This window comes from Microbacterium daqui, from assembly GCF_050408675.1.
GTDB lineage: Bacteria > Actinomycetota > Actinomycetes > Actinomycetales > Microbacteriaceae > Microbacterium.
Map to the genome: position 1 here is coordinate 18,190 of NZ_JBNTKF010000001.1, position 17,403 is coordinate 35,592.

The window sequence follows — 17,403 nt, forward strand, 5'->3', positions numbered from 1 at the left end:
GACGCGATGTCGAACCCGCTCAAGAAGACCATGGTGTACCTCGGCCTGGCCGACGAAGAAGAAACGTACACCCAACCGGCCGCCGAGGTGCCGGCGAAGACGCGTGGCCGCGAAGCTCGTGAGGTCCGCGAGGTTGAGCAGGCTGAGCCTGCCACCGCGCCCGTGACCCCGCTGCGCCGCCCCGCTGTCGTTCGTCAGCCCGCTGCCGGGGCCGTCAACGAGATTTTGACGGTACACCCCAAGCAGTATCGCGATGCTCAGAACATTGCCGAGAGCTTCCGTGACGGCATCCCCGTCATCATGAACCTGTCGCAGATGTCCGACGCCGAAGCTCGTCGACTCATTGACTTCGCTAGCGGTCTCGCCAGCGGCCTATACGGCAAGATTGAGCGCGTCACGAGCAAGGTATTCCTGCTGTCGCCGGAGAACATTGCCGTTTCGGGTGACGGTGGCATTGCACACGCTGACGGCGACATCACGCCGTTCGCGCAGCCGTAATCCGTGGGCCTGCTCCAGGTCGCGATGGCGATCGTGAGCTACGCCATCATGTTGTACATGATGGCGCTGTTCGCGCGCTTCATCCTCGATCTCATTCCTATGTTCAGCCGCGATTGGCGGCCCAAAGGACTCGGTTTGGTATTTGCCGAGTTCATTTTTACGATCACAGACCCGCCGCTCAAGTTTGTGCGCAAACTGGTCAAGCCCATTCGGCTCGGTGCCGTACAGCTTGATCTGTCGTTCATGATCGTCATGATTGTTTGTTTATTTGCCTACAGGATCACGTTCAGTCTCGCGGCATAAGTATCGCGCGGCTATGCTGAAACAGGCAGGGGATTTTCCAGTGCTTGTTGGCCTGATCCCGAACCGAACGCAGTGAAGTAAGGAGCCACCATGGCATTGACCCCGGATGACGTTGTCACCAAGCAGTTCCAGCACGTCCGGTTCAAGGAAGGTTTTGACCCGGATGAGGTCGATGACTTCCTGGATGAAATCGTCGTTGAATGGCGTAAGACCATTGAAGAAAACGTCGAGCTGAAGGCGAAGCTGGCAGCATTCGAATCGGGTGAAGCCGCCGCTCCGGCACCGGACGCAGCAGCGCCTGTAACCGCTCCCGTTGTCGAAGAGCCCGTTGCACCAGCACCGGTCGTTGAGAACAACGTTCCGACGCAGAGCGCAAGCATCATTGAGCTGGCTCAGCGCCTGCACGACGAGCACGTTGCTGAGGGTAAGAGCCAGCGCGACAAGCTCATCGCCGAGGCCAAGGAACAGGCTTCGACCATCGTTTCTGAAGCCGAAGCAAGCAGTCGCGCCGAGAAGGAGCGCCTCGACAAGGAGCGCACCGTTCTCGAGGGTCGCATCTCGGAGCTTCGCGAGTTCGAGCGCGAGTACCGCGCTAACCTCCGCAAGTACATTGAGGGTCAGCTGACCGACCTCGACTCGGCAAGCTCGGCTTCCGGTTCGGCTCCGGTCTCAGCGATCGGCCTCTGAGTCACCTCTTGACCACTCGGCCCCAACTCTCACGGGCAGCGGCCGGTACCATCATCGCGATCTTCGCGATCCTGGTGCTGGCCGCTGACCAGTTCACCAAGTTTGTCGCCCTGAACAACCTCGAGATCGAGGTTCCCACTCCGGTGCTGGGCGACTTTCTGCAGTTCTATTTGACGTTCAACCCGGGCGCAGCATTCTCGCTGGGTGAGGGCGTCACCTGGATCTTCACGATCGTGCAGGCTGTCGCAGCACTCACCGTGGTTTTCCTCGGGTTGACGCGCATCCGCTCCCGTCGCTGGGCCTTCGTGCTCGGCGCACTGCTGGGCGGCGTGAGCGGCAACCTGACCGACCGGTTGTTTCGTGAACCCGGATTCGCGGTCGGACACGTCGTCGACTTCATCTACACGCCGTGGATGATGCCCGCGATTTACAACATTGCTGACATCTTCATCGTCTGCAGCATGATCGTGGTTGCCCTGCTGATCCTGCTGGGCATCAACTTCGATGGCGCGCGCGAGAAAGCGGAACCAGCGGCTGAGACCGTGGTTGGTGAAGTTTCCGAAGACGACCGGTATGAGTCTCGTCGGGAGCGCCGTGCGCGGGAGGACGCGGAGTCGGCTGACGCACCTGCGGCCGACGTATCTGCCGAGTCAGCAGACGAACCGGCCGACGAGAAGCCCGCAGCTTCGGCATGACCATGGAGTCGCAGAGCTTCACCATTTCTGAGGAGCTCGACGGGCGCCGTGTTGACGCGGCGCTCGCGAGCCTCCTCGATGTTTCGCGCACGTTTGCGGCCGAGATCACTGAGGCCGGCGGCGTCTTCGTTGACGGACGCATGGTGTCAAAGTCTGACAAGGTCCGCGCCGGTAGCCGTCTTGACGCTGCGTGGACGCCCAAGCAAGAACCCACCGTGATTCCGGTGCAGGTGCCTGAGCTCGGCATCATTTACGACGATGACCACATCGTGGTCGTTGACAAGCCGGTCGGCGTCGCTGCTCACCCGTCCATGGGGTGGGAAGGCCCGACTGTGCTCGGTGCTCTCGCCGGCGAGGGCTACCGCATTGCCACGACGGGCCCCGCCGAGCGTCAGGGCATCGTGCACCGCCTTGATGCGGGTACCAGCGGACTCATGGTTGTCGCTAAGTCTGAGCACGCATACTTCACGCTCAAGGCGGCGTTCAAGGAGCGCACGGTCGAGAAGATTTACCACGCCATCGTGCAGGGGTACATGGACCCGCTGAGCGGAACCATTGATGCGCCGATTGGGCGTCACCCGTCGCACTCGTGGAAGTTTGCCGTAACGCGCGATGGCAAAGACTCCGTGACGCAATACGAAACCCTCGAGGCTTTCGCGGGTGCCTCGCTCCTCGAAATTCATCTCGAAACGGGCCGTACCCACCAGATTCGCGTGCACATGTCTGCGATGCGCCACCCCTGCGTTGGCGACCCGCTCTATGGTTCCGACCCCACTCTCAACGAGAAACTGGGCCTGTCACGCCAGTGGCTACACGCTCACAAGCTCGCCTTCACGCACCCGGCAACGGGGGACTGGGTGCAGTTCGAGTCGCCGTACCCGGCTGATCTGCAACACGCCCTGGACGTTCTCGAAGCAAGCTAGCGACGCGAGTTCGAAAGTGCCGTGAACTCAACCTGCCCGAGTGCAGGATTACTAGTGTGAGGACAGATCTTGACATTATTCGGCAATCGCAGGCCCACCCGCCTGCCTTCGCCGAACTCTACGACAGGCACGCAGAGCGCCTGACCCGGTTCGCAGTGCAGCGCGTCGGCCGTGATGCCGCCGACGATGTGGTGATCGAGACCTTCTTAATCGCCCTGCCGGAAACGCGATCGTTTCAACGACGAATACGAAAATGCGACGGTGGCGTCACAAAAGTCGTTCGTTCAAGACCTTTTCGTCTCGAGCGCATACGACGAACGGATGTGGGCCGTTCGTGAGGACCACGGCAGCGTGGACTACTGGGGGGACGCTTCAGAACTGCAGGCACCATCGGCAGTCACGCTCAACGAGTATTCGGAGTTCTACGGGGTTTACGAGTTCAGCTATCTCGTCAACCCGGAGGAGTACGCAGCGATGCCGCGGGACCCCCAAGAACTCGCTGATTACCTCATCGCGCTCCACGGTAGGAGCGCAGCGCACGTCGCGTTCCCGACGCGTGTTACACCATCGAAAACATGGGCCTGGTCGACGAACTTCCGTAGCAGGCGCCGACCCTCGCGCCCCGTTGCAGCGCGAGGGTCGGTGGCCCCGGGTAGGCTCGAAGAGTGACATCCGATTCCTTCGTACACCTGCACGTCCACTCCGAATTTTCGATGCTGGACGGTGCTGCTCGACTGACCTCAATGGTCGAAGAGGCGGCGCGGCAGGAGATGCCGGCGATCGCCGTCACCGACCATGGCAACACGTTTGGTGCGTTCGAGTTCTACAAGACCGCGACCGCTGGCGGCATCAAACCGATCATCGGTATTGAGGCCTACGTCACGCCGGGCACGCACCGCACCGACAAGACGCGTATTCGCTGGGGCACGGCCGAGCAACAGGGCGATGATGTCTCGGGTTCGGGTGCGTACACGCACATGACGATGTGGGCCGAGAACAACACCGGTCTGCATAACCTCTTCCGCCTCTCGTCGAAGGCGAGCATCGAGGGCTACTACTTCAAGCCGCGTATGGACCGCGACCTACTCAACACGTACCACGAGGGCATCATCGCGACGACGGGTTGCCCGTCGGGCGAGGTCCAGACCCGCCTGCGCTTGGGCCAGTACAACGAGGCGCGCGCCGCGGCGGCTGAGTTTCAAGACCTGTTTGGCAAAGAAAACTACTTCGCCGAAATTATGGATCACGGTCTCGACATTGAGCGCCGCATCATGGGCGACCTGCTCAAGATCGCGAAAGACCTGAAGATTCCGCTCGTCGGCACGAACGACTCGCACTACACCCACCAGCATGACGCCGACGCGCACTCGGCGCTGCTGTGTGTGCAGTCGGGTTCGACGCTCGATGACCCGAAGCGCTTCAAGTTCGACGGCGACGGGTACTACCTCAAGACCGCCGATGAGATGCGTCACCTGTTCCGTGACAACCCCGAGGCCGTCACGAACACGCTCCTCATCGCTGAGCGCTGCAACGTCACGTTCGACACCGACACCAGCTACATGCCGCGCTTCCCGGTTCCGGAGGGGGAGACTGAAGAGAGCTGGTTCGCGAAAGAGGTCGAAAAGGGCCTGCACTACCGCTACCCGGGTGGCATCCCTGACGACGTGCGCAAGCAAGCCGACTATGAGGTCGGCATCATCCTGCAGATGAAGTTCCCGGGCTACTTCCTCGTCGTCGCCGACTTCATCAACTGGGCAAAAGACCACGGCATCCGCGTCGGCCCCGGTCGTGGTTCCGGTGCCGGCTCGATGGTCGCGTACGCCATGCGTATTACCGACCTCGACCCGCTGCCTCACGGCCTCATCTTCGAGCGCTTCCTGAACCCTGACCGTGTCTCGATGCCTGACTTCGACGTCGACTTTGACGACAGGCGCCGCGGCGAGGTCATCCAGTACGTGACCGAGAAGTACGGCGACGAGCGCGTGGCGCAGATCGTCACGTACGGAACCATTAAGGCCAAGCAGGCGCTGAAAGACGCCGGCCGTGTGCTTGGTTTCCCGTTCAGTATGGGGGAGAAGCTCACCAAGGCGATGCCGCCCGCGGTGATGGGTAAAGATATGCCGCTCACCGGCATGTTCGACAAAGACCACCCGCGCTACAAAGAGGCGAGCGAGTTCCGCGCGGTCGTTGAGAGCGACCCCGAAGCTCGAACTGTCTTTGACACCGCGCTCGGTATCGAAAACCTGAAGCGCCAGTGGGGTGTGCACGCCGCCGGTGTGATCATGTCGTCTGACCCACTGATCGACATCATCCCGATCATGAAGCGTGAGCAAGACGGGCAGATCGTCACGCAGTTCGACTACCCGTCGTGTGAGTCTCTTGGCCTCATCAAGATGGACTTCTTGGGGCTGCGAAACCTCACGATCATCTCTGACGCGCTCGATAACATCAAGGCGAACCGGGGTGAAGACCTCGATCTTGAAGGTCTTGCGCTTGACGATGCGGCGGCATACGAGTTGCTGTCTCGCGGTGACACGCTCGGCGTGTTCCAGCTTGATGGTGGCCCCATGCGTTCGCTACTGCGCCTCATGAAGCCCGACAACTTTGAAGACGTTTCGGCTGTTATTGCGCTGTATCGCCCGGGCCCGATGGGTGCGAACTCGCACACCAACTACGCGCTGCGTAAGAACGGCCTGCAACCGGTCACGCCGATTCACCCCGAGCTCGAAGAGCCGCTGAAAGACATCCTCGACATTAGCTACGGCCTGATCATCTATCAGGAGCAGGTTATGGCGATCGCCCAGCGCGTCGCTGGCTTCTCTCTTGGTCAAGCAGACATTCTGCGTCGCGCCATGGGTAAGAAGAAGAAGAGCGAGCTCGACAAGCAGTACGAGGGCTTTCACGACGGCATGATCGAGCGTGGTTTCGGCGAGGCCGCGATCAAGTCACTGTGGGACATTCTGCTTCCTTTCTCCGACTACGCCTTCAACAAGGCGCACTCCGCCGCGTACGGTTTGGTTTCGTACTGGACCGCCTACCTCAAGGCGCACTATCCCGCCGAGTACATGGCGGCCCTGCTGACCAGCGTCGGCGACTCCAAAGACAAGATGGCGCTTTACCTCAATGAGTGCCGCCGCATGGGCATCAAGGTGCTACCACCAGACGTCGGCCAGTCCATCAAGTACTTCGCCGCTGTCGGCGAAGACATTCGCTTTGGCCTGGGTGCCGTGCGCAACGTCGGATCCAACGTCGTTGACGGCATTGTGGAGTCGCGCCAAGAGGCAGCCTTCGAGTCGTTCCACGACTTCCTCAAGAAGGTTCCGGTTCACGTCGCGAACAAGCGCACCGTGGAGTCGCTCATCAAGGCTGGCGCGTTCGACTCGTTTGGCGACAGCCGCCGCGCGCTCCTGATGGCGCACGAAGACCTCATTGACGCGGCCGTCGACTCTAAGCGCAAGGCAGCCACGGGTGCCATCGGCTTCGACTTCGATAGCCTCTACGAAGACACCGACGATGTCGCGCCCGCACAGATTCCGTACTACCCGGAGTGGGCGAAGAAAGAAAAGCTGAGCTTCGAGCGTGAAATGCTCGGCCTCTATGTCTCCGACCACCCCCTTGCTGGCCTCGAGGTTCCGCTCGCCAAGCACGCGTCGCTGTCGATCAACACGCTGCTCGAGTCGGAGTCGATCGAAGACGGCGACCAGGTCGTGATCGCAGGTCTTGTCACCAGCGTGCAGCACCGTGTGGCCAAGGCCTCAGGAAACCCGTACGGCATGATCACCGTCGAAGACTTCGCCGGTGAAGTGACCGTCATGTTCATGGGCAAGACCTACACCGAGTTCTCGTCAACGCTCACGCAAGACGCGATTCTTGTCGTGCGTGGCCGCGTATCGAGACGCGACGACGGCCTCAACATTCACGCGCAGGCGGCGTTCTCGCCCGACGTCGGAACCTTTGATGACAACGGGCCGTTGACGCTCGTGCTTGCCGAGCAGCGTGCCACGGAGAGCGCGATGATGAGCCTGCGTGAAGTGCTCGAGCGGTACCCCGGTGAAACTGAAGTGTCGCTCACACTGCATCGCGGGCGGTCCGCCAAGGTCTTCGACGTGCCGTTGCCGGTCTCGATTACCGCTGAGCTCTACGGCGACTTGAAGGGTTTGCTGGGCCCACAGTGTCTCGGGTAACACGGAACCGTAGTCTGCGTTTGTGACGTGAGAAGCGTCATCCTGCGCGCGGTGACTGTTGCTCGGTGCATACTCACCGGTAGAGTTTCATCGCATCAACTGTCGCGTGTTCGCACCTGGCAGTCCAGAAGCGGCGCATAACGCCGCACCAACTTATGACTCGCGATCGCAGCGTGAACGTGGGGGGAGAATTCACATGTCAAATCCAGGTGACTTCGGTCAGAATCCGTCGGGTGCACCCCAGTGGGGCGCACCGCAGCAGGGGCACAACCCCAACCAGACGCAGGGCTTTGACCCTAACCAGACGCAGGGCTTCGGCCAGGGCTACCCGCAGTACGGCCAGCAGCCGCAGCAGCAGCCGTACGGCCAGCCGCAGCAGCAGTGGGGCGCGCAGCAGCCCGGTTTCGGTGCACCGGCACCGGTATCGAAGCCGCTGCCGTGGACGCTCCGTGAGCTGATTCTCGTCGGCGTCGGCGTTCTGCTCCTCGTCTTCTCGTTCTTCCCGTTCGTCGGTAGCTTCGATTTCGGCTTCACGCTGTGGAGCACCGGCGGATGGATTCTGCAGGTTGCCGGCCCCATCATCGCCGTCGTCCTCGTCGCATTGCGCCCCTTCGTTCCGGTCATCTCTCGCATTGGGTCGCTCAGTGTTGACCAGTTCGCTTCGGTGACGTTCTCGGTTGCGGCCATCTCGTGGCTCGCCACTCTGATGTCAGGTGGCGGCGGTGCGCTGGCATGGGCCGGATGGCTCATCCTGCTTCTCACGCTCGGTGGCGTGGTTCTCACGGTTGCCGCTCCGTTCATTCCGGGTCTGCGTGAAGAGTTTGATCAGCGCCCCGAAGAGGTCGCACCGCGTGCGGCACGCACGACGCGTGTTGTCCCCGAAGGCGCAAAGCAGTTCACCATCAACACGACCGCACCGGGTGCCTACCAGGCTCCGGCCGCCGCTCCCGCGGCCGCTCCGGTACAGGAAAACCCGTGGGCTGCGCAGCAGCAGGTTCCGGCACAGGAGAACCCCTGGGCAGCGCAGCAACAGGTTCCGGCTCCGGCGCAGGAGAATGCCTGGGCAACGCCGGTTGCTGACGTAGCGCCGGCCGCTGAGTCCGCACCCGTCGCTGAGGCGCCGGTTGAGGACTCAGCGGCCGAAGAGGCGCCCGTTGAGGCCGCTCCCGCAGCAGAAGCAGCCGTTGAGGCCGCTCCCGCAGCAGAAGTCGCAGCACCCACCGAAGCCGCGCCTGCCGCACAGCAGCCCTTCTGGGCACTTGTGCCGGAAGAGCGTCCCGTTGTTGATGGTTCCGGTGCGGAGATCTTCCGTGTCGGCCCCACCGCCTGGGCTCTGGTTGTCGAAGACAACGGCTCGTCGTTCGTGATCCGTCACGACGACGGCCGCACCGGAACCCTTACCGATGTATCAGGAGTAGTTCGCAACTAATGCGCGTCATCGATCTGCGTGGCCAGAACCTTTCCACAGCAGACCTGCTATCCGTAGTTCCCCGAGCCACTGCTGCCAAGCAGCATGCGCTCGAAACCGCAGCCGGGATTGTTGCGGATGTGCGGGAGCGCGGAGAGGCTGCTCTTCGCGAGCAGGCCACCCAGTTCGACGGCGCCACGGGGCACGCGATTCGCGTTCCCCAGCACCACATTGACGAAGCGATTGCCTCCCTCGAGCCTGCCGTTCGCGCGGCGCTCGAGGAGGCAATTCGCCGCGTTCGTCTCGCATCCGCAGCCCAGGTTCCGGCCCCGGCCGTCACTGAGCTTTCTTCGGGTGCCCGCGTCATTCAGCGGTGGCAACCCGTCACCCGCGTCGGCGTCTATGTTCCGGGCGGTAAGGCGGTTTACCCGTCAAGCGTCATCATGAACGTCGTGCCGGCCCAGATCGCTGGTGTGGCGGCGGTTGCCCTCGCATCGCCACCGCAACGTGCCTTCGACGGGCGCGTACACCCCACGATTCTTGCCGCTGCAGGTCTGCTCGGCGTCACCGAGATTTACGCCATGGGTGGTGCGGGCGCGATCGGCGCTCTCGCTCACGGCGTCGAGTCACTTGATCTCGCACCTGTCGATGTTGTCACCGGCCCCGGCAACAACTTCGTCGCCGCCGCAAAGCGCGCCGTCGCCGGCTTCGTCGGCATCGACGCTGAAGCGGGCGCAACCGAGATCTTGGTCGCCGCCGATGACACCGCGAACCCCGCGTATGTCGCCGCCGACCTCATCAGCCAGGCTGAGCACGACGAGCAGTCCGGTTCGGTGCTCGTGACGTGGTCCAGCGACCTCGCCGACGCTGTCGCCGCGCACGTCGCAGCCATGGTTCCGCAGACCAAGCACGCCGAGCGCGTCGCGATCGCCCTCGGCGGCGAACAGTCGGCCATCGTGCTCGTCGACAACCTCGAAACGGCAGCCGCGTTCAGCAACGCGTACGGCCCCGAGCACCTCGAGATTCAGACGGCGAACGCATCAGCTGATGCCGAGCTGTTCACCAACGCGGGCGCACTCTTCATCGGAGACTTCGCGCCGGTGAGCCTGGGGGATTACCTCGCCGGCTCCAACCACGTGCTGCCGACATCCGGTCAGGCGCGCTACGCCTCGGGCCTCGGCGCTTTTACGTTCTTGCGTCCGCAACAGGTTGTGGAATACACCCGCGCCGCGCTTGAAGAGGTTGCCGCCGACATTGTGTCGCTGTCGACCGCTGAAGACCTTCCCGCGCACGGCGAAGCTGTCACCGCACGCTTCGCATCACGCGACTAACCAGAGAGCTCTCGATGTACTGCCCCTTCTGCCGTAACCCTGATTCGCGTGTCATTGACTCGCGTACGAGCGACGACGGCCTGTCGATTCGCCGTCGCCGTCAGTGCCCCAAGTGCGGCGGCCGCTTCACCACGATGGAAACAGCATCGCTGACCGTGATCAAGCGTTCCGGCGTTGCCGAATCGTTCAGCCGCGACAAGGTGATTTCGGGTGTGCGCAAGGCGTGCCAGGGGCGTCCGGTGACCGACGCTGACCTCGCGGTCCTTGCGGAGCGCGTTGAAGAGGCCATTCGCCAGACCGGCCAGAGCCAGATCGACGCCAACGAAATCGGTCTCGCGATTCTCGGGCCGTTGCGCGACCTCGATGAGGTTGCCTACTTGCGCTTCGCGAGCGTCTACCAGGCCTTCGATTCGCTCGAAGATTTCGAAGCCGCCATTGGCGAATTGCGCGCATCCCACGTCGAGTCGGAACCAAGCAGCGTTACCGAGTAATCTGGCAGGGATGTATTCCCTCCTTTTTCGCACCGTCCTGACCCGCTTCGACCCGGAGACGGCTCACCACATGGCGGCGACCGTTATTCGCGCCTTCGGTGTGGGCCCGCTCCGCGCTGCCGCGCGCGCGTTCACCAAGCCTGACGCGTCGCTTAAGACGCAGGCGCTTGGCCTCACGTTTGACTCGCCGTTTGGTATCGCCGCCGGCTTCGACAAGAACGTCACGATGGTGCGCGGGCTGGAAGGTCTCGGCTTCGGACACATTGAAGTCGGCACTGTCACCGCGGTTCCGCAGCCCGGTAATCCGAAGCCGCGCCTGTTCCGTCTTGTTGCCGATCGCGCGCTCATCAACCGCATGGGCTTCAACAACGAGGGTGCGGCCGTTGCCGCGCAGCGTCTACAGAAGCTGCGCAAGCAGAACCCCGGCATTGTGATCGGCGCGAACATCGGTAAGAGCCGTATCGTCGAGGTCGACGACGCGATCGCCGACTATGTGACGAGCGCGAAGCTGGTCGCGCCGCACGCCGACTACTTGGCTGTCAACGTGTCGTCTCCCAACACTCCGGGTCTTCGCGGACTGCAGGCCGTTGAGACGCTGGCGCCGCTGCTGCAAGCGGTGAAGGATGCTGCCGGAACCACGCCGCTGCTGGTGAAGATTGCTCCCGATCTCGAAGATGCTGAGGTAGGAGACATCGCTCGCCTGGCCGTGCGCCTCGGTCTTGATGGCCTGATTGCCAACAACACCACGATTTCACGCGACGGCCTCGTAACCGATGCGGCCAAGGTCGCCGAGATCGGTGCTGGCGGGCTCTCCGGCGCACCGCTGAAGGAGCGCTCGCTCGAGGTTCTCGCGCTCGTGCGTGAGGCCGTGCCAGCCGAGTTCTGCGTTATCGCCGTCGGTGGCGTGCAGACCGCGGCAGACGTACAGCAGCGTCTCGATGCTGGTGCCACCCTCGTGCAGGGCTACTCCGAGTTCATCTACTCGGGGCCGCTGTGGGGCCGAGCTATCAACCGCGGCCTGGTGAAGGTCCGCTAGCGAACATACGAAAATGCCCCGGGAGCTTGCGCTCGCCGGGGCATTTTCGATTCGTCTTAGGCGGGGTATTCGCCGCGCTTGGCCTGCGGCTTCGGCAGGCGCATGAAACGCATCTGGAAGGAGCGCATGGCGGCGTACCAGCCGTGGCCCTTTTCAACGCGCGTGCCCCACTTAGCTGCGGTCTTCTTCTTGACGCGGTTGCTGAGCAGCACCATGTCACCGATGACCAGCAGGATGTAGGCCCACAGCACCAAGAACGAGTAAGTCTGTACGGCGTAGTTGGGCACGAACGTCAGCACGATCACGACGATCATGGCGGGCATCACGAACTCGCCGAGGTGCCAACCAGCGTCAACATAGTCACGCACCCAGCGGCGCTGCTCACCCTTGTCGCGCGGCGGCAGGTACTTCTCTTCGCCAGCGGCCATGCCCGCACGAGCCTTGTCGCGGTTCGCGTTCAGCGCGGCGCGCGCCTCCTTGCGCGCTTCCTTGGTGTTGGGTGCGAGCGGGCGGCGGTTCGCAGCCTCGCGCTCGGCGCGCGTCGGCGTCGGGCGACCCTTGCCGATGGTCGGCTCGTCGTTGTCGGATGAAGGAGTGGTGGGGTTCTGAACCACGTGAAAGCACCTCGCGTTTCGGGAGTCCTTCTAAGATTACCGGTATGAGCTATGAGCAGCATCCCAACGACGAGGCCGTCACCCACGCGGCCCAGGCCACGATCCCTGTCGCACTTGCCGATCTCGGCAACCTCGTGCGTATTCCGGGCATCGCTTGGCCTGCCTTCGACCAGAGCAACCTGCAGCGCAGCGCGGCAGCAGTTGCGGCATTGTTCGAAGAGACCGGCATGTTTGACAGCGTCGAGGTTAAGACCGCGGCTATCCCGGGTACCGATGAGCACGGCCAGCCAGCGATCCTCGCGACTCGTGCCGCGAAGAACGGCAAGCCCACGATCCTGCTGTACGCACACCACGACGTACAGCCGCAGGGTGACGAAGCCCTCTGGGAGACGCCTCCGTTCGAGCCGACCGTCCGCGACGGTCGCCTGTACGGCCGCGGTGCTGCCGACGATAAGGCTGGCATCATGGCGCACGTCGCGGCCGTCCGCACCATGAAAGAGGTTTACGGTGACGACCTCGACCTCGGCATCTCGATCTTCATCGAGGGGGAGGAGGAGTTTGGCTCCCGCTCCTTCGCACAGTTCTTGAGCGACAACATTGACGCCCTGCGTTCCGACGTCATCGTCGTAGCCGACTCCGGTAACTGGGACTCGGAAACGCCGGGCCTGACGGTTTCGCTTCGCGGCAACGCGCGCTTCACGCTGAAGGTACGCACTCTCGAGCACGCTTCGCACTCCGGCATGTTCGGTGGCGCGATTCCAGACGCCATGATGGCGACCGTCAAGCTGCTGTCGACGCTGTGGGCAGACGACGGTTCGGTCGCTGTTGCCGGCATGACGGAGCGTGACGCAGAAACCCCCGAATACACCGAGGCGACCCTGCGTGACGAAGCAGGCCTGCTGCCGGGCGTGAGCCCGATCGGTAACGGCACGATCCTCAGCCGTATTTGGAACAAGCCGTCCATCACCGTCACCGGCGTCGACTTCACGTCGGTTGCTGCGGCCTCCAACACGATCTCGCCCGAGGTCACCGTTGTGATCTCCGCACGTGTTGCACCGGGTCAGGAAGCGTCCGAGGCCTACGCCGCTATGGAGGCGCACTTGCGTGCCAACGCTCCGTTCGGTGCGGAGCTCACGTTCAGCGATGTCGACCTGGGCAACGGCTTCTTGGTTGACACTAGCGGCGACACCGTGTCGATGGCGCGCCAGGCTATGCACGACGCGTACGGCAAGGCTCCGGTCGACCTCGGCGTTGGCGGCTCGATCCCGTTCATCGCCGACCTCGTGCGCGAGATTCCCGGTGCCGACATCCTCGTCACCGGTGTCGAAGACCCGCACGCTCGTGCGCACAGCCCGAACGAATCGTTGCACTTGGCGACGTTCCAGAACGCGGTCGTCACCGAGGCGCTGTTGCTGTCGCGCCTCAACGCACAGACGAAGTAACGACACCCCGGGGGTGCGGATTTCTCGAAGACGCACCCCCGTGGTTCCGCTCGCCGTACAATAGATAGTGACCTGGTTGTCACGAACAGAGGAGAGTCATGACGGACACCATTGCAAACGCCCACGGTGTTTCGCTGACCGATGCGGCTGCCGCGAAGGTCAAGAGCCTGCTCGAGCAGGAGGGTCGCGATGACCTTCGCCTGCGCGTTGCCGTGCAGCCGGGTGGTTGCTCGGGCCTGATCTACCAGCTGTACTTCGACGAGCGCTACCTCGAAGGCGACGAGACCGTTGACTTCGACGGCGTTGAAGTCATCGTTGACAACATGTCGGTTCCGTACCTCGATGGTGCAGCGATCGACTTCAAAGACACGATCAGCGAGCAGGGTTTCACGATTGACAACCCGAATGCTGGCGGATCGTGCGCGTGTGGCGACAGCTTCCACTGAGACATTCGTCAGAACGGCGTCGACTTCGGTCGGCGCCGTTCTGCGTTTCCGAGGAGTGCAGACGAGTGGAACCAGGATTTGGTGCATAGTCCCGTTGATTTTGGGGGTGCGTGGGTGTGCGACATGCAGGCGACCCGAGGTCGTGTTGAACCAATGTGTTCCGGGAAATCGTGCGCCGATCTGGTAGAACTCGACGCCGCGTCGGAAAAACCTGCCGAAACTGTGGCTTTGGCCTGAAACGCGTGGGAGGTTGCTCTAGACTGAGAGCTGACTGATTAGCGATCGGAAAGGTGCATCGTGTCGTCCAAACGTCACCTCCGCTGGGCCGCAGTGCCTGTCGGTGCGGCCACAGCCGCTGTCCTTGCTGGCTGCACGCCGCAGGAACAGCACGGTTTCCTCCCGGGTTTTACCGAGGATGGAGTGCCCGCCACTAACCAAACCGACATGGTCGGAGCGCTCTGGGTTAACTCCTGGATTGTCCTGCTCATCGTGGGTGTCATCACCTGGGGCCTCATGCTCTGGGCCGGCATTGCCTACCGCCGCCGTAAGGGCCAGACCGGCCTTCCGGTGCAGATGCGGTACAACATGCCCATTGAGATCCTCTACACGATCATCCCGCTGATCCTCGTGGCTGGCTTCTTCACGCTGACGGCTCGCGACCAGACGGTTCTCGAGACGCAGTACGAAGACCCGGATGTCTCCATCATTGCCACCGGAAAGCAGTGGGCTTGGGACTTCGAGTACCTCGGCACCGAGACTGATGGTTCGGACAGCGTATGGACCATGGGTGTCCAGGTTCAGCCTGACGAAAATGGCAACCGTGTCGAGAGCGAGCTTCCGACGCTCGTGCTGCCCGTGAACAAGACGGTCAAGCTCCAGCTCGAGTCGCGCGACGTTATCCACTCGTTCTGGATCATTGACTTCTTGTACAAGAAGGACATGTACATCGGTCACGACAATTACTGGTCGTTCACGCCGACGCGTGAAGGCACGTACGCCGGTAAGTGCGCAGAGCTCTGTGGTGAATACCACTCGATGATGCTGTTCAACGTTGAGGTCGTCAGCGAAGCCGAGTACGAAGAGTACCTCGCATCGCTCGAGGCTCTTGGTCAGACCGGTCCGATCCAGGACGAGTATGACCGCCTGCAGAACCTGCCCGGTGTAGGTACACCTGCTGCTAAGGAAGAGGAATCCCACTAATGGCTACGTCGGTTCTGCCTCCGCGCCAGGCTGCTCTGCTGAGCTCCTCGCGCGTTGAACAAAAGGGCAACGTCCTGGTGAAGTGGATCACATCCACTGACCACAAGACGATCGGGTACATGTACCTCATCGCCTCCGTGCTGTTCTTCCTGCTCGGTGGTGTGATGGCTCTCATCATTCGTGCTGAGCTCTTCGCTCCCGGCATGCAGATCGTGCCGACGAAGGAACAGTACAACCAGCTGTTCACGATGCACGGCACGATCATGCTCCTCATGTTCGCGACCCCGCTGTTCGCCGGATTCGCTAACGCGATTCTGCCGCTGCAGCTGGGTGCGCCTGACGTGGCCTTCCCGCGTCTGAACGCCTTCGCACTGTGGCTGTTCCTTTTCGGCTCGCTCATCGCTATCGCCGGCTACCTCACCCCCTCGGGTGCGGCATCGTTCGGTTGGTTTGCATATCAACCGCTGGCGAACGCATCGTTCTCACCGGGCGCCGGAGGAAACCTCTGGATGGTCGGTCTGGGTATGAGTGGTTTCGGTACCATCCTGGGTGCCGTGAACTTCATCACGACGATCATCACGATGCGTGCTCCGGGTATGACGATGTGGCGCATGCCGATCTTCTCGTGGAACACACTGGTCACCAGCCTCCTGATCCTGATGGCCTTCCCGGTTCTGGCAGCGGCTATGTTCGCAGCAGCGTCCGACCGTATCCTCGGTTCGCACATCTACGATCCGGCTAACGGTGGCGTTCTGCTCTGGCAGCACCTGTTCTGGTTCTTCGGTCACCCCGAGGTGTACATCATCGCCCTGCCATTCTTCGGTATCGTCTCGGAGATCTTCCCGGTCTTCAGCCGCAAGCCGATCTTCGGTTACAAGACGCTGGTGTACGCGACGATCGCTATTGCTACGCTGTCGGTTGCGGTGTGGGCTCACCACATGTACGTCACCGGTGCCGTCCTGCTGCCGTTCTTCGCCCTGATGACGATGCTGATCGCCGTACCTACCGGTGTGAAGATCTTCAACTGGATCGGAACCATGTGGCGAGGCTCCGTCACCTTCGAAACCCCGATGGTCTTCGCTCTCGGCTTCTTGGTGTCGTTCGTCTTTGGTGGTCTGACCGGTGTCATCCTGGCTTCGCCGCCGCTTGACTTCGCCATCTCCGACTCGTACTTCGTTGTCGCTCACTTCCACTACGTCGTCTTCGGAACCGTTGTGTTCGCAATGTTCGCCGGCTTCTACTTCTGGTGGCCGAAGTGGACGGGCAAGATGCTCAACGAGCGTCTCGGCTACGTACACTTCTGGATGCTGTTCATCGGCTTCCACATGACGTTCCTCGTCCAGCACTGGCTGGGTGTTGACGGCATGCCGCGTCGTTACGCAGACTTCGCAGAGGCTGACGGATGGACCTGGGGTAACCAGCTCTCGACCGTGGGTGCGATCATCCTCGGTGCGTCGATGATTCCGTTCTTCCTGAACGTCTGGATCACGCAGCGCACCGCGCCGAAGGTCACGGTCAACGACCCGTGGGGTTACGGTGGGTCGCTCGAGTGGGCCACCAGCTGCCCGCCGCCGCGCCACAACTTCACGTCGATCCCGCGCATCCGTTCGGAGCGTCCGGCATTCGACCTGAACCACCCTGAGGCTGCGCCCGCTGGTGCTGTCCTTGCCGAGAAGCACGGAGAGGCCAAGTAACGTGAAGAGCAATGTTGTCCTTTGGTGGATCATCGCGGTCTTCTTCGCCCTCGTCGGCGTCATGTATACCGCGTGGAACATCCTGGCTCACCCGGGTCTGCCCCTCGTCGACCAGATTGAGTGGGTTGGCTCGACCGCGTTGTTCTTCACCGCCGCGATGGGCGCCATGGTCGGTATTTACCTGACCCGCGTTTACAAGAACCAGGGTGGCGAGCTGCCGGAAGACATCCTGACCAGCGACATCGACGACGGTGACCCCGAGATCGGTGAGTTTGCACCGTGGTCGTGGTGGCCGCTCGTGCTCGCTTCGTCGGCAGCGATCTTCCTTGTCGGTATGGCAGTCGGACACTTCCTCCTCCCGATCGGTATTGCGGTCTTCGCAATCGCCATCGTGGGTTGGGTGTACGAGTACTACCGCGGATACTTCGCACGCTGATCAATCAGTCACAAA

Annotated in this window: 17 protein-coding genes; 16 read left to right on the plus strand and 1 reads right to left on the minus strand. The window is 62.1% G+C overall.

Translation table 11 applies throughout. The features are described 5' to 3' along the window. The first annotated feature begins 6 nt into the window (after positions 1–6). From ACQUSY_RS00095 to ACQUSY_RS00145, 11 genes are all read left to right on the plus strand, one after another. Entirely contained in the window at positions 7–498 is a 492-nt protein-coding gene (locus tag ACQUSY_RS00095) for a cell division protein SepF (protein ID WP_428902500.1), read from the plus strand. A gap of 3 nt (positions 499–501) precedes the next feature. After that, positions 502–801, plus strand: a complete 300-nt coding sequence (locus ACQUSY_RS00100; protein WP_428902501.1) for a YggT family protein — start codon at positions 502–504, stop codon at positions 799–801. Between the two features lie 90 nt (positions 802–891). Continuing rightward, positions 892–1,488, plus strand: coding sequence for a DivIVA domain-containing protein (locus tag ACQUSY_RS00105; protein WP_428902502.1), 597 nt, complete (start codon positions 892–894; stop codon positions 1,486–1,488). Positions 1,489–1,496: 8 nt separating this feature from the next. Further along, on the plus strand, positions 1,497–2,183 hold the full coding sequence (locus tag ACQUSY_RS00110) for a signal peptidase II (protein ID WP_428902503.1): 687 nt from the start codon (positions 1,497–1,499) through the stop codon (positions 2,181–2,183). A 2-nt stretch (positions 2,184–2,185) separates the two neighbouring features. Next, entirely contained in the window at positions 2,186–3,106 is a 921-nt protein-coding gene (locus ACQUSY_RS00115) for an RluA family pseudouridine synthase (RefSeq protein ID WP_428902727.1), read from the plus strand. 261 nt (positions 3,107–3,367) lie between these two features. Then, positions 3,368–3,775: a hypothetical protein gene (locus tag ACQUSY_RS00120; RefSeq protein ID WP_428902504.1), complete on the plus strand. Its 408-nt coding sequence runs from the start codon at positions 3,368–3,370 to the stop codon at positions 3,773–3,775. After that, on the plus strand, positions 3,772–7,290 hold the full coding sequence (gene dnaE, locus ACQUSY_RS00125; RefSeq protein ID WP_428902505.1) for a DNA polymerase III subunit alpha: 3,519 nt from the start codon (positions 3,772–3,774) through the stop codon (positions 7,288–7,290). The genes ACQUSY_RS00120 and dnaE overlap by 4 nt, the downstream gene beginning before the upstream one ends. Before the next feature lie 196 nt (positions 7,291–7,486). Next, entirely contained in the window at positions 7,487–8,719 is a 1,233-nt protein-coding gene (locus ACQUSY_RS00130) for a hypothetical protein (protein ID WP_428902506.1), read from the plus strand. Beyond that, on the plus strand, positions 8,719–10,029 hold the full coding sequence (gene hisD / locus ACQUSY_RS00135) for a histidinol dehydrogenase (RefSeq protein WP_428902507.1): 1,311 nt from the start codon (positions 8,719–8,721) through the stop codon (positions 10,027–10,029). The genes ACQUSY_RS00130 and hisD overlap by 1 nt, the downstream gene beginning before the upstream one ends. Positions 10,030–10,043: 14 nt before the next feature. Beyond that, on the plus strand, positions 10,044–10,520 hold the full coding sequence (nrdR, locus tag ACQUSY_RS00140) for a transcriptional regulator NrdR (RefSeq protein ID WP_428902508.1): 477 nt from the start codon (positions 10,044–10,046) through the stop codon (positions 10,518–10,520). Positions 10,521–10,530: 10 nt separating this feature from the next. Further along, entirely contained in the window at positions 10,531–11,556 is a 1,026-nt protein-coding gene (locus ACQUSY_RS00145) for a quinone-dependent dihydroorotate dehydrogenase (RefSeq protein WP_428902509.1), read from the plus strand. Between the two features lie 56 nt (positions 11,557–11,612). Here the strand turns inward: ACQUSY_RS00145 and ACQUSY_RS00150 are convergent, their stop codons facing one another. Beyond that, positions 11,613–12,170 (minus strand): DUF3043 domain-containing protein, encoded by a 558-nt coding sequence (locus tag ACQUSY_RS00150; RefSeq protein WP_428902510.1) that lies wholly within the window; start codon positions 12,168–12,170, stop codon positions 11,613–11,615. Positions 12,171–12,214: 44 nt separating this feature from the next. Between ACQUSY_RS00150 and ACQUSY_RS00155 the strand changes: the two genes are divergently transcribed. The 5 genes from ACQUSY_RS00155 (at position 12,215) to ACQUSY_RS00175 (ending at position 17,388) form a co-directional block, all read left to right on the plus strand. After that, complete coding sequence (locus tag ACQUSY_RS00155) at positions 12,215–13,612, plus strand: dipeptidase (RefSeq protein ID WP_428902511.1); 1,398 nt, start codon at positions 12,215–12,217, stop codon at positions 13,610–13,612. Positions 13,613–13,710: 98 nt separating this feature from the next. Further along, the gene (gene erpA / locus ACQUSY_RS00160) at positions 13,711–14,058 is read left to right on the plus strand and encodes an iron-sulfur cluster insertion protein ErpA (RefSeq protein WP_147825911.1); all 348 of its coding nucleotides are present in this window, start codon (positions 13,711–13,713) and stop codon (positions 14,056–14,058) included. Between the two features lie 297 nt (positions 14,059–14,355). Further along, entirely contained in the window at positions 14,356–15,258 is a 903-nt protein-coding gene (gene ctaC / locus ACQUSY_RS00165) for an aa3-type cytochrome oxidase subunit II (RefSeq protein ID WP_428902512.1), read from the plus strand. Then, positions 15,258–16,952 (plus strand): aa3-type cytochrome oxidase subunit I, encoded by a 1,695-nt coding sequence (ctaD, locus tag ACQUSY_RS00170; protein ID WP_428902513.1) that lies wholly within the window; start codon positions 15,258–15,260, stop codon positions 16,950–16,952. Before ctaC ends, ctaD begins: the two co-directional genes overlap by 1 nt. A gap of 1 nt (position 16,953) precedes the next feature. Further along, positions 16,954–17,388: a cytochrome c oxidase subunit 4 gene (locus ACQUSY_RS00175; protein WP_428902514.1), complete on the plus strand. Its 435-nt coding sequence runs from the start codon at positions 16,954–16,956 to the stop codon at positions 17,386–17,388. Positions 17,389–17,403: the final 15 nt, after the last annotated feature.

Bases quoted from the DNA above. Each gene is read 5' to 3' on its own strand.
- erpA (WP_147825911.1), top strand. From the start codon at position 13,711: ATGACGGACACCATTGCAAACGCCCACGGTGTTTCGCTGACCGATGCG.
- ACQUSY_RS00095 (WP_428902500.1), top strand. From the start codon at position 7: ATGTCGAACCCGCTCAAGAAGACCATGGTGTACCTCGGCCTGGCCGAC.
- ACQUSY_RS00105 (WP_428902502.1), top strand. From the start codon at position 892: ATGGCATTGACCCCGGATGACGTTGTCACCAAGCAGTTCCAGCACGTC.
- hisD (WP_428902507.1), top strand. From the start codon at position 8,719: ATGCGCGTCATCGATCTGCGTGGCCAGAACCTTTCCACAGCAGACCTG.
- ACQUSY_RS00145 (WP_428902509.1), top strand. From the start codon at position 10,531: ATGTATTCCCTCCTTTTTCGCACCGTCCTGACCCGCTTCGACCCGGAG.
- ACQUSY_RS00130 (WP_428902506.1), top strand. From the start codon at position 7,487: ATGTCAAATCCAGGTGACTTCGGTCAGAATCCGTCGGGTGCACCCCAG.
- nrdR (WP_428902508.1), top strand. From the start codon at position 10,044: ATGTACTGCCCCTTCTGCCGTAACCCTGATTCGCGTGTCATTGACTCG.
- ctaD (WP_428902513.1), top strand. From the start codon at position 15,258: ATGGCTACGTCGGTTCTGCCTCCGCGCCAGGCTGCTCTGCTGAGCTCC.
- ACQUSY_RS00155 (WP_428902511.1), top strand. From the start codon at position 12,215: ATGAGCTATGAGCAGCATCCCAACGACGAGGCCGTCACCCACGCGGCC.
- ACQUSY_RS00115 (WP_428902727.1), top strand. From the start codon at position 2,186: ATGGAGTCGCAGAGCTTCACCATTTCTGAGGAGCTCGACGGGCGCCGT.